Origin of the sequence: Streptomyces bungoensis, from assembly GCF_001514215.1 — a bacterium.
In the GTDB taxonomy this organism is placed as follows: Bacteria; Actinomycetota; Actinomycetes; order Streptomycetales; family Streptomycetaceae; genus Streptomyces; species Streptomyces bungoensis.
This window is the reverse complement of the sequence record NZ_KQ948856.1, coordinates 345,693-366,760: the sequence shown is the minus strand read 5'-3', so window position 1 is coordinate 366,760 and position 21,068 is coordinate 345,693. Positions and strand designations below refer to the sequence as shown.

Annotated in this window: 15 protein-coding genes, 1 rRNA gene and 2 pseudogenes; 13 read left to right on the top strand and 5 right to left on the bottom strand. The window is 74.0% G+C overall.

Annotated features, from left to right (window positions below):
• Nucleotides 1–82: 82 nt before the first annotated feature.
• The 3 genes and pseudogenes from rrf to AQJ66_RS39700 all read left to right on the top strand — a co-directional run bounded on the left by rrf (nucleotide 83) and on the right by AQJ66_RS39700 (nucleotide 2,350).
• Nucleotides 83–199: ribosomal RNA gene (gene rrf, locus AQJ66_RS16150) — 5S ribosomal RNA — on the top strand.
• A 132-nt stretch (nucleotides 200–331) separates the two neighbouring features.
• Nucleotides 332–1,039: pseudogene (locus tag AQJ66_RS40970) on the top strand (tetratricopeptide repeat protein); the annotation flags it as partial.
• 471 nt (nucleotides 1,040–1,510) lie between these two features.
• Nucleotides 1,511–2,350, top strand: coding sequence for a tetratricopeptide repeat protein (locus AQJ66_RS39700; RefSeq protein WP_061921758.1), 840 nt, complete (start codon nucleotides 1,511–1,513; stop codon nucleotides 2,348–2,350).
• Between the two features lie 80 nt (nucleotides 2,351–2,430).
• On the opposite strand, the gene AQJ66_RS16140 is transcribed toward AQJ66_RS39700, so the two are convergent.
• Nucleotides 2,431–3,714, bottom strand: coding sequence for a DUF1015 family protein (locus AQJ66_RS16140; RefSeq protein ID WP_061921684.1), 1,284 nt, complete (start codon nucleotides 3,712–3,714; stop codon nucleotides 2,431–2,433).
• A gap of 73 nt (nucleotides 3,715–3,787) precedes the next feature.
• On the opposite strand from AQJ66_RS16140, the gene AQJ66_RS16135 reads away from it, so the two are divergent.
• From AQJ66_RS16135 to AQJ66_RS16120, 4 genes are all read left to right on the top strand, one after another.
• Nucleotides 3,788–4,816 (top strand): HAD hydrolase-like protein, encoded by a 1,029-nt coding sequence (locus AQJ66_RS16135; protein ID WP_061921682.1) that lies wholly within the window; start codon nucleotides 3,788–3,790, stop codon nucleotides 4,814–4,816.
• Nucleotides 4,817–4,862: 46 nt separating this feature from the next.
• A complete protein-coding gene (locus AQJ66_RS16130) occupies nucleotides 4,863–5,906 on the top strand; it encodes a FecCD family ABC transporter permease (RefSeq protein ID WP_061921679.1) in 1,044 nt (347 codons plus the stop codon).
• Entirely contained in the window at nucleotides 5,903–6,973 is a 1,071-nt protein-coding gene (locus AQJ66_RS16125; RefSeq protein ID WP_061921677.1) for a FecCD family ABC transporter permease, read from the top strand. Before AQJ66_RS16130 ends, AQJ66_RS16125 begins: the two co-directional genes overlap by 4 nt.
• A 73-nt stretch (nucleotides 6,974–7,046) precedes the next feature.
• Nucleotides 7,047–7,850: an ABC transporter ATP-binding protein gene (locus AQJ66_RS16120; RefSeq protein WP_061921673.1), complete on the top strand. Its 804-nt coding sequence runs from the start codon at nucleotides 7,047–7,049 to the stop codon at nucleotides 7,848–7,850.
• Here AQJ66_RS16120 and AQJ66_RS16115 read toward each other — a convergent pair.
• A complete protein-coding gene (locus tag AQJ66_RS16115) occupies nucleotides 7,834–8,181 on the bottom strand; it encodes a hypothetical protein (RefSeq protein ID WP_061921670.1) in 348 nt (115 codons plus the stop codon). The two genes, AQJ66_RS16120 and AQJ66_RS16115, sit on opposite strands and share 17 nt — an antisense overlap.
• 42 nt (nucleotides 8,182–8,223) lie before the next feature.
• On the opposite strand from AQJ66_RS16115, the pseudogene AQJ66_RS16110 reads away from it, so the two are divergent.
• The 5 genes and pseudogenes from AQJ66_RS16110 (at nucleotide 8,224) to AQJ66_RS16090 (ending at nucleotide 13,575) form a co-directional block, all read left to right on the top strand.
• Nucleotides 8,224–8,509, top strand: a pseudogene (locus AQJ66_RS16110) (hypothetical protein).
• A 7-nt stretch (nucleotides 8,510–8,516) separates the two neighbouring features.
• Nucleotides 8,517–9,332, top strand: a complete 816-nt coding sequence (locus AQJ66_RS16105; RefSeq protein WP_061921664.1) for a TlyA family RNA methyltransferase — start codon at nucleotides 8,517–8,519, stop codon at nucleotides 9,330–9,332.
• Complete coding sequence (locus AQJ66_RS16100; protein ID WP_061921661.1) at nucleotides 9,329–10,246, top strand: NAD kinase; 918 nt, start codon at nucleotides 9,329–9,331, stop codon at nucleotides 10,244–10,246. The genes AQJ66_RS16105 and AQJ66_RS16100 overlap by 4 nt, the downstream gene beginning before the upstream one ends.
• A 39-nt stretch (nucleotides 10,247–10,285) precedes the next feature.
• Nucleotides 10,286–12,028, top strand: a complete 1,743-nt coding sequence (gene recN / locus AQJ66_RS16095) for a DNA repair protein RecN (protein WP_208611369.1) — start codon at nucleotides 10,286–10,288, stop codon at nucleotides 12,026–12,028.
• Between the two features lie 413 nt (nucleotides 12,029–12,441).
• Nucleotides 12,442–13,575, top strand: a complete 1,134-nt coding sequence (locus AQJ66_RS16090) for a glycosyltransferase family 4 protein (RefSeq protein WP_061921658.1) — start codon at nucleotides 12,442–12,444, stop codon at nucleotides 13,573–13,575.
• A gap of 15 nt (nucleotides 13,576–13,590) precedes the next feature.
• On the opposite strand, the gene AQJ66_RS16085 is transcribed toward AQJ66_RS16090, so the two are convergent.
• The 3 genes from AQJ66_RS16085 to AQJ66_RS16075 form a co-directional block, all read right to left on the bottom strand.
• Nucleotides 13,591–15,234: a PucR family transcriptional regulator gene (locus AQJ66_RS16085; RefSeq protein WP_061921655.1), complete on the bottom strand. Its 1,644-nt coding sequence runs from the start codon at nucleotides 15,232–15,234 to the stop codon at nucleotides 13,591–13,593.
• Between the two features lie 44 nt (nucleotides 15,235–15,278).
• Nucleotides 15,279–16,661: an FAD-binding oxidoreductase gene (locus tag AQJ66_RS16080; protein WP_061921652.1), complete on the bottom strand. Its 1,383-nt coding sequence runs from the start codon at nucleotides 16,659–16,661 to the stop codon at nucleotides 15,279–15,281.
• Nucleotides 16,662–17,004: 343 nt separating this feature from the next.
• Nucleotides 17,005–18,807, bottom strand: a complete 1,803-nt coding sequence (locus AQJ66_RS16075) for a glycoside hydrolase family 15 protein (RefSeq protein WP_061921649.1) — start codon at nucleotides 18,805–18,807, stop codon at nucleotides 17,005–17,007.
• Nucleotides 18,808–19,342: 535 nt separating this feature from the next.
• On the opposite strand from AQJ66_RS16075, the gene AQJ66_RS16070 reads away from it, so the two are divergent.
• Nucleotides 19,343–20,992: a CTP synthase gene (locus tag AQJ66_RS16070; protein ID WP_061921647.1), complete on the top strand. Its 1,650-nt coding sequence runs from the start codon at nucleotides 19,343–19,345 to the stop codon at nucleotides 20,990–20,992.
• Nucleotides 20,993–21,068: the final 76 nt, after the last annotated feature.

Below are 21,068 nucleotides of genomic sequence, written 5' to 3'. Positions count from 1 at the left end.
AGTTCTGAGGCAACGAACAGTTGCCGGCTAGAGCTGAACTCACAAAAGAAAAGTGTGCTTGTTCGCTCGAAACCATTAGGGTTTCGGTGGTCATAGCGTGAGGGAAACGCCCGGTTACATTTCGAACCCGGAAGCTAAGCCTCACAGCGCCGATGGTACTGCAGGGGGGACCCTGTGGGAGAGTAGGACGCCGCCGAACAATCTTTGGAAGGACCCCTGGTCACCAGCGTTCAGCTGGGACCGGGGGTCCTTTCGTTTTTCCATGCTTGCGGTACCTAAGACAGGAGTCACCATGTCCACCAACTCTCCCGACGATCGACCGGAGCGCGACCAGCGGCGACGGGACAGTGGTGACCGTGGCGGCTTCCGCCGCGATTACGGCCGTCGCGACGACCGTGACCGTGGTGGTGAGCGCGGTGACCGTGGTGACCGGGGAGGTTTCCGCCGGGACGACCGACGTGATGACCGGCGCGGCGGCTTCGGCGACCGTGACCGGGGCGACCGTGGCGGCTACGGCCGGCGCGACGACCGCCGCGAGGGCGACCGCAGGGACGACCGCGGTGGCGACCGTCCCTCCTTCCGGCGCGACGACAACCGCGGCGGGGACCGCCCCACTTACCGGCGCGACGACCGGGGTGGCGACCGCCCGAACTACCGACGTGATGACACCCGTGGTGGCGACCGTCCGTCCTACCGGCGCGACGACACCCGTGGTGGCGACCGCCCCTCCTTCCGGCGTGACGACCGCAGCGGTGATCGCCCCTCCTACCGGCGCGACGACAACCGCGGTGGCGACCGTCCGTCCTACCAGCGCGACGACACCCGGGGCGGCTTCCGCCGCGACAACGACCGGCGTGACGACCGTGACCGTGGTGACCGCGGCGGGTTCCGTCGTGACGACCGCCGTGACGAGCGACGTGACGATCGCAGGGACGACCGTCGCGACGACCGCCGTGGCGGCTACGGCGACCGTGACCGGGGCGACCGCGGCAGCAGCTACGGTCGGCGGGACGACCGCCGTGAGGGCGATCGAGGGTCTCGTCCGGCGTTCCAGCGCGACGACCGCGACCGCGGCTTCCGTCGGGACGACCGCCGTGACGACCGCCGTGACGACCGCGGCTTCCGCCGCGACGACCGTGGTGGCGACCGCCCCTCCTATCGGCGCGACGACGACCGCGGCCACGGCCGGCGGGACGATCGCCGCGAGGGCGACCGGGGCTCTCGTCCGGCGTTCCAGCGCGACGACCGCGACCGCGGCTTCCGTCGTGACGACCGCCGTGACGATCGCCGCGACGACCGCCGGGGCGAAGACCGTGGCGGCTACGGCGGCCGCCGGGACGACAGCCGGGACCGCGGTGGGTTCCGGGGCGGCCGGGACGACCGCGGTGGGCGTGGCCCCCGTCGGGACGACCGCGGCGGGCGACCCGGTGGGTTCCGGGGCCGGGACGACCGCGGTGGCCGTTTCGGAGATGAGCGCTCCCGTGACCGGGACCGTGAGCCGATCAAGCGGCTGCCGATCCCCGAGGACGTCACCGGAGACGAGATCGACAAGGATGTCCGGCAGGAGCTGCAGAGCCTGCCCAAGACGCTCGCGGAGGACGTCGCCAAGAACCTGGTGATGGTCGCGCGGCTCATCGACGAGGACCCCGAGGGCGCGTACGGCTACTCCAAGGTCGCCCTGCGCCTGGCGTCCCGCGTGGCCGCCGTGCGCGAGGCCGGCGGGTTCGCCGCCTACGCCAACCAGAAGTACGGCGAGGCCCTCGCGGAGTTCCGGGCGGCTCGGCGGATGACCGGCAGCGTCGAGCTGTGGCCGGTGATGGCCGACTGCGAGCGTGGGCTCGGTCGTCCGGAGAAGGCGCTGGACATGGCCGGCGCCCCCGAGGTGCACAAGCTGGACAAGGCCGGCCAGGTCGAGATGCGGCTCGTCGCGGCCGGTGCCCGGCGTGACATGGGACAGCTGGACGCGGCCATCGTGACCCTGCAGAGCCCCGAGCTGGCCTCCAGCTCGGTCCAGCCCTGGACCGCCCGCCTGCGGTACGCCTACGCCGACGCCCTGCTTGCCGTCGGCCGGGAGAACGAGGCGCGCGAGTGGTTCGCGAAGGCCGTCGAGGCCGACAGGGACGGCAGCACGGACGCCTCCGACCGGCTCGCGGAGCTGGACGGCGTGGAGTTCGTCGACGCCCTCGACGAGGGCGAGGGCGAGGCCGACGCCGAGGACGTTCCTGCGCCGGACGACCAGGCCGACAAGGTCGACGACCACGACGAATCCGAGGACGACGAGGACGAGGACGAGGACGGCGACGACGAGGACGGTCACGACAACCCGGCCGACCGCGACGACCAGCGCTGAGCGTCGCTGACCGGCACTGACCGGTATTGACCGCCGACGACGAAAGGGCGGGCCCACAGGGCCCGCCCTTTCGCGTTTCCTCAGACCTCCAGCGCCCGCAGCACCAGCCCCGACGCCGGCTTCGGCCCGAACGACGTCGACTTGCGGGGCATCGTCACCCCCTGGCGGGCCAGGTCGCGTACGACGTCCTCGCGGACCGGATGCATCAGCACCGCCGTGCCGCCGTCGCGTTCCGCCTTCGCGACCGTGGCCGCCGTGTCGTGGATGTAGGCGATGTGGGCCGGGGAGTCCTCCGGGATGCGCCACACGTGGTCGAGCAGCGTGGCGTGCAGGACGGTGGCGTCCAGGGAGCGCCAGGCGGCCGGGCGGTCCGCCGGGACCGTGCGGTTCAGCAGGGCCGGGTCCGGGCGGTCGATGAGGTGGAACGCGCCGTCGCCGGCCAGCAGGAAGGCGTTGCCCGCGCAGGCCGCGTCCGCCAGCACCTCCAGCGCGTCGGCCAGCGGCACGTCCAGGTGCCGCACCCGGAACAGGCCCTCCACGGCCGCGAGCGCGTCGGCGACCGCGAGGCCGTGCAGCAGGCGGTGGATGGCGCGGACGCGCAGCGGATAGCGGGCGGTGTCCACCAGCAGGACCAGCCCGTGGTCCCAGGGGCTGGGGGAGGGGTGTTCGGCGCGCAGCTGCCGGTAGGTGGCCCAGCGGTGATGGCCGTCGGCGATGAGCGCCTGGTGGTGGGCGAGGTCGGACTGGATGCGGGTCAGGTCGGCGGGGTCGGTGACCGCCCACAGGCGGTGGTGGAAGCCGTCCTCGGTCGTCGTGTCCAGCAGCGGCAGGCGGCGCGCCGTACGCTCGACGACCTCGGCCGCCGTGCCGTTGCCGTGGTAGGTCAGCAGCAGCGGCTCGAGGTTCGCGCGCGTGGCGCGCATCAGGGCCGCACGGTCGGCGACCACCGGAGGCATGACCTCCTCGTGCGGCAGCACCACCCCGTCCGACGGCTCCGACACCTCCAGTGCGCCGATGACACCGCGCTGGACCATGCCGCCCCCGTCGCGTTGCTCGTACACGTACAGGGCCGGCTCGGGGTCGGCGGTCAGGACGCCCTCGGCGAGCCAGCGGCGCAGCGTGTCGGCCGCCTGTTCGGTGCGGGCGCTCGGCGTGCCGGCCTCGGGCAGGATCAGCCGGACGATGTTGTACGGGTCGGCCGACTGGAGGTGGTGCACCCCGTCGGGGCGCACGACGACGTCGTACGGCGGGGAGGTGACGGAGGCGAGGCTGCCGACCCGGTCCGGGTCGTAGCGCAGGCCTCGGAACGGGGTGAGTTCCAGGCCTCGGCGCGCCGTTGCTTCCGAGTGACCTGCAGTGTTCATCCCGGCATCGTACGTGTGTCAGTGGGTTGGGGGATGATCGGGGGAAAGACGGTCGAACGAGGAGCGATGCGGAATGAGCCACGGCGTCAGGACGAGGCCCGAGGGCAGTGGGCAGCCCCTGAGCGAGGCGTACGACACCGCGCTGCTCGACCTGGACGGGGTGGTGTACGCGGGCGGCAGCGCCATCGCCCACGCCGTCGAGTCGCTGGCGGCGGCGCGGGCCGGCGGGATGCGGCTGGCCTACGTCACCAACAACGCGCTGCGCACGCCGGACGCGGTGGCCGGGCACCTGACGGAGCTGGGGATACCGACGGCGGCGGACGAGGTCATCACCTCGGCGCAGGCGGTCGCGCGGCTGATCAGCGAGCAGGTGCCGGCCGGGGCGCGGGTGCTGGTGATCGGCGGTGACGGGCTGCGGGTCGCGCTGCGCGAACGGGGTCTGACGCCGGTGGAGTCGGCGGACGACGACCCGGCGGCGGTGGTGCAGGGCTACGGCGGGCTCGATCTGCCCTGGGGGCGTTTCGCGGAGGCGGCGTACGCCGTCGCGCGCGGGGTGCCGTGGTTCGCGTCCAACACCGACCTGACGATCCCCAGCGGGCGCGGCATCGCGCCGGGCAACGGGGCGGCCGTGGAGGTCGTACGCATCGCGACCGGTGCGGAGCCGCAGGTGGCGGGCAAGCCGCAGCCGCCCATGCACCGGGAGACGATCCTGCGGACGGGCGCGCGGCGGCCGCTGGTGGTCGGGGACCGGCTGGACACGGACATCGAGGGCGCGTTCAACGGGGAGGTGGACTCGCTGCTGGTGCTGACCGGTGTCACGGACGGCGCCCGGCTGCTCGCCGCGTCGCCGCGGCACCGGCCGACGTACGTGGACGCCGATCTGCGCGGGCTGCTCACGGGCCAGCCGGAGATCACCCGTGAGGGTGACGGATTCCGGTGCGGCGGGTGGACGGCGTCCGCCGGGGCGGAGCGGCTGGAGCTGGACGGTGACGGCGAGGGCCTGGACGGTCTGCGGGCGCTGTGCGCGGCGGCCTGGACGGCGGCCGGTGACGGCTCGTGCGAGCTGGACGGCGGCAAGGCGCTGGCCCGGCTCGGTCTCTGACGCACGGGGGATCGTGTCGCAAGCGAGGGTAGGCTAACCTAACCTCGTGTTGGTCGACAGTCCTCCGGAACAGCGCGCGGAGACCGCCCCCGCGCCCCCGACTCGTGGGCCGCTACGGGCCCTCGGTCTCCTGCTCGGCGCCGCGCTCCTGGTGCTCGTCGCCCTGGCGAGCATCGCGATCGGGGCGAAGGCGCTGGCGCCGGACCAGGTCTGGCACGGCCTGTTCCACGCCACGGGGACGTACGGCGACGTGGTCGTCGAGCAGCGGCTCGCGCGCACCGTCCTGGGCCTGCTGGCCGGCGCCGCGCTCGGGCTGGCCGGTGCGGTGCTGCAGGCGCTCACCCGCAACCCGCTGGCCGATCCCGGGCTGCTCGGCATCAACGCGGGCGCCTCCGCCGCCGTCGTCACGGCCATGACCTGGTTCGGCGTCACCAGCCTCACCGGATACGTGTGGTTCGCCTTCGGAGGCGCGGCGGCGGTCGGGGCGCTGGTGTGGTTCCTCGGCGGCAGCCGGGGCGCCACCCCCGTCCGGCTCGCGCTCGCCGGCACGGCGATCAGCGCCGCCCTCTACGGCTACCTCCAGGCCGTCATGATCACGGACGACGCGGCGCTGGGCCGGATGCGCTTCTGGACGGTCGGATCGCTCGCCTCGGCGACCGGCCCGACCATCACCCAGGTGCTGCCGTTCCTCGCCGCGGGCACGCTGCTCGCGCTCGGCCTCGCCCGGCCGCTGAACGCCGTGGCGATGGGCGACGACACCGCCCGCGCCCTCGGCGCGCGCGTGCACCGCACCCGCGCGCTGGCCATGCTGGCCGCGACCGTGCTGTGCGGAGCCGCGACCGCCGCCTGCGGGCCGATCGCCTTCGTCGGCCTCGTGGTCCCGCACGCCGTGCGCTCCTTCACCGGCCCCGACCTGCGCTGGATCCTGCCCTACGCCACCGTCCTGTCGCCCGTGCTGCTGCTCGGCGCCGACGTCGCCGGCCGGATCGTCGCCCGCCCCGCGGAGCTCCAGGTGGGCATCGTCACCGCGATCCTCGGCGGCCCGGTCTTCATCCTGCTCGTACGACGGCGCAGGACGGCCCGGCTGTGACGACCCGGCAGAAGACCCGGCAGCCGAGCCCGCACACCGGTCGCGCCGTGCGCCTCCCCGGAGGGCTGTCGCTGCGCCTGGACGTCCGTGCCCTGACCGTCGCGGCCCTGCTCCTCGCCGCCGCTCTCGCGGCGGGCGTGGCGCTGATCGGGACCGGTGACGCCGGGATCCCGGCCGCCGGCGTCCTGCGCACCCTGGCCGGTGACGGCACCGCCTACCAGGACTTCATCGTGCGCGAGCTGCGGCTGCCGCGGGTCCTGGTCGGCCTGCTGGTCGGCGCCTGCCTAGGCCTGGGCGGCGCGCTGTTCCAGGCGGTCTCGCGCAACCCGCTCGGCAGCCCGGACGTCCTCGGGCTGTCCCAGGGGTCGACGGCGGGCGCGCTGGTCGTGATCGTGCTCATGTCCGGCACCGCCGCCCAGGTCACCGCGGGCGCGCTGGCCGGCGGCCTGGTGACCGGGCTCGCCATCCACCTGCTCGCCTGGAGGCAGGGCGTGCACGGGTACCGGCTGGTCCTGGTCGGCATCGGCGTGTCCGCGATCGTCACCGCGGTCAACGGCTATCTGCTCACCCAGGCCGACCTGGTCGACGCGGCCCGTGCGGTGGTGTGGATGACCGGGTCCCTGGGCGGCCGCGACTGGGACCAGGTGTGGCCGCTGCTGGGCCTGTGCGCCGTCCTCCTCCCGCTGGTCCTCGTCCACGCGCGGGCCCTGAGGATGATGGAGATGGGCGACGACGCGGCGCACGCCCTCGGGGTGCGCGTGCAGCGGGTGCGGCTGGTGCTGATGGTCTGCGCCGTCCTGCTCACCGCGGCCGCCACCGCCGCCGCCGGCCCGGTGAGCTTCGTGGCCCTGACCGCGCCGCAGCTCGCCCGGCGCCTTACCCGCTCACCCGGCCCCAACCTGCTGCCCTCCCTGTGCATGGGCGCCGCCCTGCTCGTCGCCGCCGACTGGGCCTCGCAGCGCGCCTTCGGCGCCGACCAGTTGCCCGTGGGCGTGGTCACCGGCGTCCTCGGCGGCGGCTATCTGCTGTGGCTGCTGGTCACCGAACGCAGGGCGGGCCGGATGTGAAGCGGCCCGCACCCCGACCCGCCGAGACGCACCCCGCCCCGCCGAGACGCACCCCCACCCGCCGAGGAGCACCGTGAACCGCCTGTCCGCCGAGAACGTGACCCTCGCCTACGACCAGCGTGTGATCGCCGAGAAGCTGTCGGTGGAGATCCCCGACCGGTCCTTCACGGTGATCGTCGGCCCGAACGCGTGCGGCAAGTCGACGCTGCTGCGGGCGCTGTCGCGGATGCTGAGGCCCGGCCGGGGCCGGGTGCTGCTCGACGGGCAGGCCATCCAGTCGATGCCCGCCAAGAAGGTCGCCCGCACCCTCGGGCTGCTGCCGCAGTCGTCCGTCGCCCCCGACGGCATCACGGTCGCGGACCTCGTCGGCCGCGGCCGCTACCCGCACCAGGGCCTGCTGCGCCAGTGGTCCGCCGAGGACGAGCGGGTCGTGACCGAGGCGATGCGGCAGACCGGGGTCGCCGAGCTGGCCGGACGGTACGTGGACGAGCTGTCGGGCGGGCAGCGCCAGCGCGTGTGGATCGCCATGGCGCTGGCCCAGCAGACCCCGCTGCTGCTCCTGGACGAGCCGACCACGTACCTGGACATCCAGCACCAGATCGACGTCCTCGACCTGTGCGCCGAACTGCACGAGACGCAGGGCCGCACGCTCGTGGCCGTCCTGCACGACCTGAACCACGCCGCCCGCTACGCCACCCACCTCATCGCCCTGCGCGACGGCACGGTGGTCGCCGAGGGGGCCCCGGCGGACGTCGTCACGGCCGAACTGGTCGAGGAGGTCTTCGGGCTGCGCTGCCAGGTCATCGACGACCCGCAGACCGGCACCCCGCTGGTGGTGCCGGCGGCCAGGAGGGCACGGCTCACAGCAGCTTCCTGAGCCGGAACAGGTCCAGCAGGCTCGCCTCCAGCCGCACCCGGCCCCTGCCCCAGGCGGTCGCGAAGTTCAGCTCTCCGTCCACCAGCGCCACCAGGTCGTCCCCGGCCATCGCCAGCCGTATCTGGCCCCGCACGCGCGGCGGTCCCGGGTGCGTGGCGTCGACCACGACCCGGCCGTCGGTCATCCGGCCCACGAAGGTGACGTCGAGATCGGTGACGTGACAGCTCACCGAGCGGTCCAGGGCGGCGGCCGCACGGACCTCCCCCTCGGCCCCCCGCATGTTGTCCGAAAGCTTCTCCAGCGCGGCGCGGCACTCCTCGATCGTGGCCATCGCCACCGACGGTACCCCAGCGGTTCGGGGTAGCGTCGGGGCATGAGCGAGAGCGTGTCCGAGGCCCCCGCCGACGCCGTGGCGCAGGCCGGACAACCCGAGTACGACCCCGCCGCCCCGGCCCCCCTGGAGGTGCCCCGCACCGCCACCGGCGACGCCGAGGTCGACGCCCGGCTGGAACGGCTGGCCGACGCCGACCACCTCGCCACCGACGGGCACCTGGAGGTGTACGAGGATGTACACCAGGGACTGCGCGACGCGCTCACCGCGCTGGACGCCGAGGCCCCGCAGGGCCGCCCCCAGTAGTCCGTACCGACACAGGAGCTGAACCGAACGTGGCAGGAGTCGCACGCCGCCGTCTGGACGCGGAGCTGGTCCGCCGGAAGCTCGCGCGCTCGCGCGAGCACGCCGGCCAGCTGATCGCCGCCGGCCGGGTCACCGTCGGCAGGACCGTCGCGACCAAGCCGGCCACGCAGGTCGAGACCGCCTCGGCCATCGTCGTCGCCGTCGACGACAGCGATCCCGACTACGTCTCCCGCGGCGGGCACAAGCTCGCCGGCGCGCTGGAGGTGTTCGTGCCGCAGGGGCTCGCCGTCGAGGGCCGGCGCGCCCTGGACGCCGGCGCGTCCACCGGCGGCTTCACCGACGTCCTGCTGCGCGCGGGCGCCGCGCACGTCATCGCCGTGGACGTCGGATACGGCCAACTCGCCTGGTCTCTCCGGCAGGATGAACGCGTCACCGTCAAGGACCGTACGAACGTACGCGAGTTGACGCTTGAGGCGATCGATGGGGAACCTGTGGATCTGGTCGTGGGTGATCTGTCCTTCATCCCGCTCGGGCTGGTGCTGCCCGCCCTGCGGCGGTGCGTGAAGCCGGACGCCGACCTGGTGATGATGGTCAAGCCGCAGTTCGAGGTGGGGAAGGAACGGCTGGGCAGCGGGGGTGTCGTACGGAGTCCGCAGCTGCGGGCGGAGGCCGTGCGGACGGTGGCAGGGAAGGCCTGGGAACTGGGGCTCGGGGTGCGGGGGGTCACCGCGAGCCCGCTGCCCGGGCCGTCCGGGAACGTCGAGTACTTTCTCTGGCTGCGGGCGGGGGCACCCCAGGTGGACCCGGCCGACGTCGACCGTGCAGTGGCGGAGGGGCCGCGTTGACACAGAACCTGGTGCGTACTGTTTTCCTGCTCGCCCACACCGGGCGGCCGGCGGCCATCCGCAGCGCGGAGCTGGTCGTCAAGGGCCTGGTACGGCACGGCATCGGCGTGCGCGTGCTGGAGGAGGAGGCGCGCGACCTGCCGCTCCCGGACGAGGTCCAGCTGGTCAAGGAGGCGACTCCGCAGTGCCTCGACGGGTGCGAGCTGCTGATCGTCCTCGGCGGTGACGGCACGCTGCTGCGCGGCGCCGAGTTCGCCCGCGCCTCCGGGGTGCCGATGCTCGGCGTCAACCTCGGGCGCGTCGGATTCCTCGCGGAGGCCGAGCGGGACGACCTCGACCGGGTGGTCGACCGGGTGGTGGCCCGGTCGTACGAGGTCGAGGAGCGGATGACCGTCGACGTCGTCGTGCACCGCAACGGGGACATCGTGCACACGGACTGGGCGCTGAACGAGGCGGCCGTGCAGAAGGCCGGCGCCGAGAAGCTGCTCGAGGTGGTGCTGGAGATCGACGGGCGCCCGGTGACCGGGTTCGGGTGCGACGGCGTGGTGCTGTCGACGCCCACCGGCTCCACCGCCTACGCGTTCTCCGCAGGCGGGCCCGTCGTGTGGCCCGAGGTGGAGGCGCTGCTCATGGTGCCGATCAGCGCGCACGCCCTGTTCGCCAAGCCGCTGGTCACCTCCCCCGACTCCGTGCTCGCGGTGGAGGTGCTGCCGCACATCCCGCCGGGCGTGCTGTGGTGCGACGGGCGGCGGACCATCGAGCTGCCGCCGGGGGCGCGGGTGGAGGTGCGGCGCGGGGCCGTGCCGGTCCGGCTGGCCCGGCTGCACCACTCGTCGTTCACCGACCGGCTCGTGGCCAAGTTCGCCCTGCCCACCACGGGATGGCGCGGAGCACCGCACCACTCGCCGGAGTGACACGGGCGGGCCATGTGCACTCTCCGGCCCGGACCTCGTATGGTCTGTGTCGTGTTGGAGGAGATGCGGATACGGTCACTCGGGGTCATCGACGACGCCGTCGTCGAGCTGTCGCCGGGGTTCACCGCCGTCACCGGTGAGACGGGTGCGGGCAAGACCATGGTGGTCACCAGCCTCGGGCTGCTGCTCGGCGGGCGGGCGGACCCGGCACTCGTGCGGATCGGTGCCGGCAAGGCGGTCGTGGAGGGGCGGATCGCCGTGCCCGCGGACGCCGCGGCCGTCGTGCGCGCCGAGGAGGCCGGGGCCGAGCTGGACGACGGCGCCCTGCTGATCAGCCGTACCGTCTCCGCCGAGGGGCGCTCCCGGGCGCACCTGGGCGGGCGCAGCGTGCCCGTGGGGCTGCTCGCCGAGCTGGCCGACGACCTGGTGGCCGTGCACGGGCAGACCGATCAGCAGGGGCTGCTGAAGCTGTCCCGGCAGCGGCAGGCCCTCGACCGGTATGCCGGGGACGCGGTCGCCGGGCCGCTCGCCAAGTACGGCGAGGCCTACCGGCGGCTGCGGGCCGTCTCCGCCGAGCTGGAGGAGATCGTCACGCGCGCGCGTGAGCGGGCCCAGGAAGCCGACATGCTGCGCTACGGGCTCGAGGAGATCGCCGCCGTGGAGCCCCGCGCCGGGGAGGACGCGGAGCTGGCGGAGGAGGCGGAGCGGCTGGGGCACGCGGAGGCGCTGGCGTCCGCCGCGACGGCCGCGCACGCCGCCCTGGCGGGCAATCCGGAGGACCCCGAGGGGATCGACGCCTCCACCCTCGTCGCGGGCGCCCACCGGGCCCTGGAGGCCGTGCGGTCCCATGACCCGGCGCTGGCCGCGCTCGCCGACCGCATCGGGGAGATCGGCATCCTGCTCGGCGACGTCGCCGGCGAGCTGGCGGGGTACGCCGACGATCTGGACGCCGATCCGCTGCGGCTGGCCGCGGTCGAGGAGCGCCGGGCCGCGCTCACCGCGCTCACCCGCAAGTACGGCCAGGACGTGAACGCCGTCCTCGCCTGGGCCGAGCAGGGCGCCGCCCGGCTCACCGAACTCGACGGCGACGACGACCGGGTCGGGGAGCTGACCGCCGAGCGGGACGCGCTGCGCACCGAACTGGGCGCCCTGGCGCAGGCGCTGACGGACGCGCGCGCCGAGGCCGCCGAGCGGTTCGCGGCCGCCGTGACCGCCGAGCTGGCCTCGCTGGCGATGCCCCACGCGCGCGTGTCCTTCGCCCTCCGGCAGACCGAGGACCCCGAGGGCGTCGAGGTCGGCGGGCGCACGGTCGCCTACGGGCCGTCGGGCGTCGACGAGGTCGAGCTGCTGCTCGCCCCGCACCCGGGCGCCCCCGCGCGGCCCATCGCCAAGGGCGCGTCCGGTGGTGAGCTGTCCCGCGTGATGCTGGCCGTGGAGGTCGTGTTCGCGGGCACGGACCCGGTTCCGACGTACCTCTTCGACGAGGTCGACGCCGGTGTCGGCGGCAAGGCCGCAGTCGAGATCGGCCGCCGCCTGGCCAAGCTCGCCCGGACCGCGCAGGTCGTCGTCGTCACGCACCTGCCCCAGGTCGCCGCCTTCGCCGACCGGCAGCTGCTGGTCGAGAAGACCGACGACGGCTCGGTCACCCGGTCCGGCGTGAAGGTCCTGGAGGGCGAGGAGCGGGTCCGCGAGCTCTCCCGGATGCTGGCGGGCCAGGAGGACTCCGAGACGGCCCGCGCGCACGCGGAGGAACTGCTGGCGACGGCCCGCGCGGATCTGTGACACGGCGGCCCCCGCGCGCGGGCGGAGCCGGGAGCGTGAGGGGGGCGCGCGGGACTTCTCGCGTACGCCGCCGCGGTCGTCGCGGCGGCGGTGTCCGGGGACCGGGTGAGCGCCTCGGCGCCCTCGCTGTGAGGGCCTGACCTCGGGATACGGGCAGGGCGGCTGTTCGGCCCGATCCGGGCCGCGTTCACCCTTGTGGGTGACGTGCTCCGGCGCATTGCTCCGGCCCGCCGAAGGGTGCGCCCTCGCCGGATTTCCCGCAACGGCCTTACGTCCTGGCATGCTTGACGGAGAACGGGGGCGAGCGCGGTCCGCGTCGCAGGCGCGCGGTACGTCCTTCCGCCCTCCCGCGCCCGCTACCTTCAGTACGTTTCCTCGTGACCGCCCCGCGCCGAACCAGGAGCCCCGGCCCCGTGAGCCCGAGCAGCAAGGCACCGCACGGCCAGTCGCCGCTGCGCACCGTGCAGGTGCTGGGCGGCGGCAACGCCGGCAGCAGCGCGCACGTCCGCTCGCTGGCCGAAGGGCTCGTCGCCCGGGGCGTGCGGGTCACGGTATGCGCCCCCTCCGAGGCCGATCGCGCCTACGACTTCACGGGCGCCGGCGCCGCCCACGTGCACGTGCCGCGCAGCAGCGACCCGGCGTCCGTGGCCGCGCTCCGCACGGTCTGCACGGACGCCGACCTGGTGCACGCGCACGGGCTGCACGCCTCCTTCCGCGCCGCCCTCGCGCTCAGCGGCCGGCCGACCCCGCTGGTGATCACCTGGCACAACCGCGCCGAGGCGGAGGGCGCGCGGGCCCATCTGCTGCGGCTGCTGGAGCGGCGCGTGGTCAGGGCGTCCACCGTCGTCCTCGGCACCACCTCCGACCTGGTGGACCGGGCGCGCCGGACGGGAGCCCGGGACGCCCGGCTCGCCGCCGTGTCCCTGCCCCGGCGCAGCCGCCCCGCCGACGGCGACGACCCCGACCCGCTGCGGCCCAAGACGCGCGCCGAACTCGGCGCCACCGGGCGTCCGTTGCTCATCGCCGTCGGCTCCCTGGACCGCCGGCGCGGCTACGACGTCCTGCTGGACGCGGCCGCCCGGTGGCGGGACCTCGACCCCGTGCCGCTGGTCGTGATCGCGGGGGAGGGGCCGCTCAGGCCGGTGCTGCAGCGGCGGATCGAGGAGGAGGAGCTGCCCGTGCGGCTCATCGGGCTGCGCGAGGACGCGACCGACCTCCTCGCGGCCGCCGATCTGGCGCTGCTGCCGAGCCGGCGCGAGGCGCGGTCCGTCCTCGCCCAGGAGGCCCTCCACGCGCGCGTACCGCTCGTCGCGACCCGCGTCGGCGGCATCCCGGACCTCGTCGGCGACGCCGCCGAACTCGTCCCGCCCGACGACCCCGTGGCCCTCGCCGCCGCCGTCACACGGCTCCTCGCGGACCCCGAACGCCGCGAGGACCTCCGCGACCGCGGCACCCGGCAGGCCGCCACCTGGCCGACGGAGGACGAGACGGTCGCGCAAGTGCTCAGCATCTACGACGAGTTGACCCAGCCGAGACCGCTCGCCTGAGTCCGCTGACCGCTCCTAGGACACGTGGCGGCGGGCACGCAGGGCGAGGCTCAGAGCCAGCACCGTCTGGGGGTCGTCCAGGTCGGTGCCGAGCAGTTCGCCGATGCGGGCGAGGCGGTTGTACAGGGTCTGACGGTTGAGATGCAGCTCGCGGGCGGTCTCCGCCTTGCGGCCCGCGTGGGCCAGGTACGTCTCCAGAGTGGGCAGCAGGGGCGGCTTGGAGCGGTGGTCGTGGTCGCGCAGCGGGCCGATGGCGCGGTCCACGAAGGCCGCCAGGTCCGGGTGGTCGCGCAGCCGCCACAGCAGCAGGTCGATGTCGAGGCGGCGGGCGTCGTACCAGGGGCGGTCGGTCAGCCCCTGCGCCGCCGTCGCCGTCTCCGCCGCGTGCCTGAGGCCCGCCGACGCGGCCGCCCACCCGCCGGCCACCCCCACCACCACGACCGGCGGCGGGGACCCCGGCCGCCGCATCCCGGCCCGCTCCACGCCCGCCCGCAGCGCCGCCGCGACCCGGTCCGCCACCGCCGGCCGCTCCGACTCCGAGCGCAGGCCGAGCAGCACCAGCACCCGGCCCTCCACCGGCCGCACGCCCAGCAGCACCGGGACGCCGACCGAGGCCAGCTCCTCGGAGACCGCGCGCGCCAGCACCGCCCAGCCGCCGCCCGGCGACAGGGAGTCCCCGATCCGCATCACCACCGGCAGCAACGGGCTGCCGGCGGGCTTGAAGCCGAGCACGCGGGCCTGCGCGGGGGCGTCCTCCGCGCTGATACGGCCCTCGGCGAGGTCGGTGAGGAAGTCGCCCCGGCCGCGCGCGGCCAGCTCCTCCTCCTGCCGGGCCTGCATCAGCACCACGGCCAGGATGCCCGCGGCCCGCTCGGCGGCCATCCGGTGCACCGGGGCCAACGGGGAGCGGACCGGCAGCAGCACCAGACGGGCCCGCACCGCCCCCGCCCCCGGCCCGCCGCCGGGCACGTCCACCAGCACCGAGCCGGCCGGCGGCGGCGCGTCCTTCTGCGGGCCCCGCAGCCCCTCCCACACCTGCAGCGGGTCAGCGCCCTCGGGCCCGGACCCGGCGGCGTACAGCAGCCGGCCGTCCGTCGTCTCCAGGAACACCGGGTTGCCGCCGAAGTCCGCCAGGATGCCCAGCACCTGCGGCACCCCGCCGCCGCCCAGCAGCGCCTCGGTGCACCGCCGGTGCACCTCCTCCGCGCGCTGCAGCAGCGCGTAGTGCCCGTTGACGATCTCGGTGTGGATCTCCTCGGTGACGGTCACGAACGGCACCTCGCGGTGCAGCTGGACCAGCGGCAGACCGGCCGCCCGGGCCGTGTCCACCAGCGCGGCCGGCAGCCGCGTGAAGCGCGGGCCCAGCTCCACCACCAGGGCGGCGATGCCCCGCTCGGCGAGTGTCCGCACGAACGCCCGCTGCTCGGCCGGGCGGGTGCCCAGGCCGTAGCCCGTGGTGAGCAGCAGCTCGCCGCCCTTCAGCAGCGAGGCGATGTTCGGCACCTCCCCGGCGTGCACCCAGCGCACGGTGCGGCCCAGCCGGTCGGCGCCCGCCAGGATCTCCGGGAGCCCGCTGCGCAGCCCCGGCAGCTCCAGCGCCCGCCGGACCGTGATCCCGGCGCCCTCAGTGGCGGGCCTGCTCTCCGTACCGCTGTCCATGCACCGGACGCTACCTGCGCAAACACCCTGAGGACATCCCCGGGCTACACCGGCCGGATGTTGTGGTTGAAGCGGAACACGTTGTCGGGGTCCCAGCGGCGCTTCACCTTGGCCAGGCGCAGGCCGTTCCCCGGACCGAGGCCCGCCCGCACCCGCTCGGCGCCCTCGTCGCCGATGAAGTTGAGGTAGACGGCACCGGTGCTCCACGGCCGGACGTCGGCCCGTACGTCCCGCACCCAGGCGACCGCCCGCTCGTCGTCGGCCGGGTCCGCCCAGACGGCCAGCGGATGCGCCGCCCAGGCCGCGTCCCGGTACGGCACCGGCCACTCGTGCGGCCCGGCGGCGACGGCCCCGCCCTGCGGGAACAGCAGGTGCTGGGTGTGGGTGGGCACCGGCATGCCGTCCGCGCGGGCGCAGAAGACGTCCACCAGCTTGTCCGGGAGCCCGGTCAGGTACTCCGCCGACCAGTGGTTGCGCAGCCCGGACGGGACGTCGAACAGGCACTGCGCGTCCGCGTACGGCAGGTCACCGGCCAGCTCCGCCTCGTGCGGCAGCGCGAGCAGCGGCTCGGCGAGCTTCCGCAGGTCCTCGCCGCGGCCCGGGTACGTCAGCAGCGCACCGCACACGAGCGTGCCCGCCAGGTGCTCGGGCACGAACGCGTGGGGCGGGCCGGTCAGGTACAGCACCGCGCCGCCCAGCTCGTCGGGCCCGGCGTGCACGACCTCCCGGAAGGTGCGCACCACGTCGGGCCCGAACCGGGGGAGGTAGAGCAGCAGGGCGAGGGAGAACTCCGGCATCTCGTGCAGGCACAGGGTGAGCGCGGTGGCGACGCCGAAGTTCCCGCCGCCGCCGTGCAGCGCCCAGAACAGCTCGGGGTTCTCGTCGGGGTTGGCGTGCACCCGCTCGGCGTCGGCGGTCACCAGCTCCACGCCCAGGAGGTTGTCGACGGCCAGGCCGAAGGCGCGGTCCAGCCAGCCCGTGCCGCCGCCCAGCACGAACCCGCCCACACCGGTGGTGGAGGCCCGGCCGCCGGTGGTCGCGAGGCCGTAGGGCTGGGTGGCGCGGTCCAGGTCGCTCATCGTGGCGCCGCCCTCGACCCGGACGGCCTCGCCCGCCGGGTCCACCGTCACCCGGTGCATCCGGCGCAGGTCCACCACGAGCGCGTTGTCGCCCAGGGCCGTGCCGGCGACGCCGTGGCCGCCGCCGCGTACCGCGATCGGCAGGTCCAGGTCCCGCCCGAAGCGCACGGCGCGGACCACGTCGGCCGGGTCCGCGCACTGGGCGATCACCGCCGGCCGCCGGTCGATCAGCCCGTTGAACACGGTGCGGGCCCCGTCGTACCCCGGGTCCCCGGGGGCGAACACGTCGCCCGCCAGATCGTCGCGCAGCGCCGAGAGGGCCGCGCCCGCCTTGGAGTGGGGTGCCATGACCGTCCCCTTCCGGGGAGGGGCAATCGTTCGCTACCAGCCTAGGCGCGGGCCCGGCGGCGGGCGCGCCCGCACCGATCCCAGGACCGGCTCCCCCCCCGGCCGCACACGGCTGCGTGGCCCGCGGCCCGTGAGACCGGCATCGCCCGGCCCTGGCACGGAGTCCGGCCACGGCTCGGGCTTCGGCGCGGGCGGATCCGTGCGCAGTGAGCAGCCCCTGACGAAGGGCGCCCCGGTGCCGTGGCCGGGGATCGTCAGCCCACCGGGTGCTCCAGGGCGGCGTCAGGCGGCCGGGACGCCTCCGCCGGTGCGGCGGAGGCTGTGCTGTGCGCCGGCCGTCCGGTCAGCCGCCGTACGCGCCCGACGCCGTCAGGCGCAGGGCGGTGTCGATCAGGGGCACGTGGCTGAAGGCCTGCGGGAAGTTGCCGACCTGGCGCTGCAGGCGCGGGTCCCACTCCTCGGCGAGCAGGCCGAGGTCGTTGCGCAGCGCGAGGAGCTTCTCGAACAGCCTGCGGGCCTCGTCCACCCGGCCGATCATCGCCAGGTCGTCCGCCATCCAGAAGGAGCAGGCCAGGAAGGCGCCCTCGTCGCCCGGGAGGCCGTCGACGCCCTCCTCCTCGCCCTCCGTCGGGTAGCGCAGGATGAACCCGTCGGAGGTGGACAGCTCGCGCTGGATCGCCTCGATGGTGCCGATCACCCGCTTGTCGTCCGGCGGCAGGAAGCCCATCTGCGGGATCAGCAGCAGCGAGGCGTCCAGCTCCTGCGAGCCGTAGGACTGCGTGAAGGTGTTGCGCTCCTTGTCGTAGCCCTTCTCGCACACGTCCCGGTGGATGTCGTCGCGCAGCTCCCGCCAGCGCTCCAGCGGGCCGTCCGCGTCCCCGGACTCGATCAGCTTGATCGTGCGGTCCACCGCCACCCAGGCCATCACCTTGGAGTGCACGAAGTGCCGGCGCGGCCCGCGCACCTCCCAGATGCCCTCGTCCGGCTCCTGCCAGTGGTCCTCCAGGTAGCGGATCAGCTTCAGCTGGAGCAGGGAGGCGTAGTCGTGGCGGGCCAGACCCGTCATGTGCGCCAGGTGCAGGGCCTCGGTGACCTCGCCGTACACGTCCAGCTGCAGCTGGTGCGCCGCGCCGTTGCCGACCCGGACGGGGGCGGAGTTCTCGTAGCCCGGCAGCCAGTCCAGCTCGGCCTCGCCCAGCTCCCGCTCGCCCGCGAGGCCGTACATGATCTGCAGGTTCTCCGGGTCGCCGGCGACCGCGCGCAGCAGCCACTCGCGCCAGGCGCGGGCCTCCTCGCGGTAGCCGGTGCGCAGCAGGGAGGACAGGGTGATCGCCGCGTCCCGCAGCCAGGTGTAGCGGTAGTCCCAGTTGCGGACGCCGCCGATGTCCTCCGGCAGGGAGGTCGTCGGCGCGGCGACGATGCCGCCCGTGGGGGCGTACGTCAGCGCCTTGAGGGTGATCAGCGAGCGGATCACCGCCTCGCGGTACGGCCCGTGGTACGTACAGTGCTCCACCCAGTCGCGCCAGAAGTCCTCCGTCGCCTCCAGCGAGGCCTCCGGCTCCGGCAGGGCCGGCGGCTCCTTGTGCGACGGCTCCCAGGAGATCGTGAACGCGATCCGGTCACCCGGGGCGACCGTGAAGTCGGCGTAGGTCGTCAGCGACTTCCCGTAGGTCTCCGCCTCCGTGTCGAACCACACGGAGTCGGGGCCCGCGACCGCCACCGTGCGGCCCTCGTGCTTGTGCACCCAGGGCACCACCCGGCCGTAGGAGAACCGCATCCGCAGGACCGAGCGCATCGGCACCCGGCCGGTGACGCCCTCCACGATCCGGATCAGCTGCGGGGCGCCGTCACGCGGGGGCATGAAATCGGTCACGCGGACCGTGCCGCGCGGGGTGTCCCACTCCGACTCCAGGATCAGCGAGTCGCCGCGGTAGCCGCGCCGGGCCGCCGTGGGCGGCTCCGAGTCGGCCGCGTGGGCCGGGCCGAGCCGCCAGAAGCCGTGCTCCTCGGTGCCCAGCAGGCCGGCGAAGATGGCATGCGAGTCGAAGCGGGGCAGGCACAGCCAGTCCACCGTGCCGTCCCGGCAGACCAGGGCAGCGGTCTGCATGTCTCCGATGAGTGCGTAGTCTTCGATGCGCCCGGCCACGTGCAACTCCAGTCGAACGGCCACGTCACACCCCCGCGCAGGGGGCTGTCGCTAGTGCGGTCAAGGGGTCGTTGTTATGCGTCGTTGAGCGGTGAAGCAAAGCAGCCCGCCGAGCCCTGAGGCAACACGACAGTCTTTGCTCAACGAACTGCCGCGCTCTCGTTGTTCCGGGTGGGGGTGGCGGGGGTGTGCCGTCTTGTCCGGCCGGGCTCGGCAGTGAGTGTCCGAGCAGGATACGACGCACGCGCATGATCCGCGTGCCGCTCCGGGCAACCCGTGTGCGCCGAACGAGTGACCAGCGGGTGAGAACCGGGTGACGGACGCGGGTCGACTGTGACCCCTGTGACCAGCGGGCCGGTGGTGACCCGGGCACGGACGGTGACCGGAAGCCATCCCGCCGAGGCGCTGATACGCTGGTAGCCCGTGGACCGGTGGGAGACGAACCCCCGAACCGCAGCGGCGGCGCCCCCGGAAGAATTCGTTCCGGAAGCCGCACCGCATTACAGACAGCGACCACGGGAGCCCCCTCTTGGCCATGCCGCCGAAATCTACGACGACCAAGCACATCTTCGTCACCGGGGGTGTCGCCTCCTCGCTCGGCAAGGGCCTCACCGCCTCCAGCCTGGGCATGCTGCTCAAGGCCCGCGGTCTGCGTGTCGTCATGCAGAAGCTGGACCCGTACCTGAACGTGGACCCGGGCACGATGAACCCCTTCCAGCACGGTGAGGTGTTCGTCACCAACGACGGCGCCGAGACCGACCTGGACATCGGACACTACGAGCGCTTCCTCGACCGCGACTTGGACGGCTCCGCCAACGTCACTACAGGACAGGTGTACTCGACCGTCATCGCCAAGGAGCGGCGCGGCGAGTACCTGGGTGACACCGTGCAGGTCATCCCGCACATCACCAACGAGATCAAGCACCGCATCCGGCGCATGGCGACGGACGAGGTCGACGTCGTGATCACCGAGGTCGGCGGCACGGTCGGCGACATCGAGTCGCTGCCGTTCCTGGAGACCGTCCGCCAGGTCCGCCACGAGGTCGGCCGGGACAACGTCTTCGTGGTGCACATCTCGCTGCTGCCCTACATCGGCCCCTCCGGCGAGCTGAAGACCAAGCCGACCCAGCACTCCGTCGCCGCCCTGCGCAACATCGGCATCCAGCCCGACGCGATCGTGCTGCGCTGCGACCGCGAGGTGCCCACCGCCATCAAGCGCAAGATCTCGCTGATGTGCGACGTGGACGAGGCCGCCGTCGTGGCCTGCCCCGACGCCCGCTCGATCTACGACATCCCCAAGACCGTGCACGGCGAGGGCCTGGACGCCTACGTGGTCCGCAAGCTCGACCTGCCCTTCCGGGACGTCGACTGGACCACCTGGGACGACCTGCTCGACCGCGTCCACAACCCCGACCACGAGATCACCCTCGCGCTCGTCGGCAAGTACATCGACCTGCCCGACGCCTACCTGTCGGTGACCGAGGCGCTGCGCGCGGGCGGCTTCGCCAACAAGGCCCGCGTGAAGATCAAGTGGGTCACCTCCGACGACTGCAAGACCCCGGCCGGCGCCAAGGCCCAGCTCGCCGACGTCGACGGCATCTGCATCCCCGGCGGCTTCGGCGACCGCGGGGTGCTCGGCAAGGTCGGCGCCATCCGCTACGCCCGCGAGAACAAGATCCCGCTGCTCGGCCTCTGCCTGGGCCTGCAGTGCATCGTCATCGAGGCCGCGCGCAACCTGGCCGACATCCCGGACGCCAACTCCACCGAGTTCGACCCGGCCACCGGCCACCCGGTCATCTCCACCATGGCCGAGCAGATGGACATCGTCGCCGGCGAGGGCGACATGGGCGGCACCATGCGGCTCGGGATGTACCCGGCCAAGCTGGCCGAGGGCTCCATCGTGCGCGAGGTCTACGACGGCAAGGAGTACGTCGAGGAGCGGCACCGCCACCGCTACGAGGTGAACAACGCCTACCGCGCGGAGCTGGAGAAGAAGGCCGGCATCGTCTTCTCGGGCACCTCGCCGGACGGCAAGCTCGTCGAGTACGTGGAGTACCCGCGCGACGTCCACCCCTACCTGGTGGCCACGCAGGCGCACCCCGAGCTGCGGTCGCGGCCGACGCGTCCGCACCCGCTGTTCGCCGGGCTCGTGAAGGCCTCGGTCGAGCGGAAGAATTCCAAGTAACACGTCAGTTGTACGGTTGCCGGGGTGCATACCTTCAAAGGTGGGCACCCCGGTTTTTCCGTCGCCGGTCCTCGGG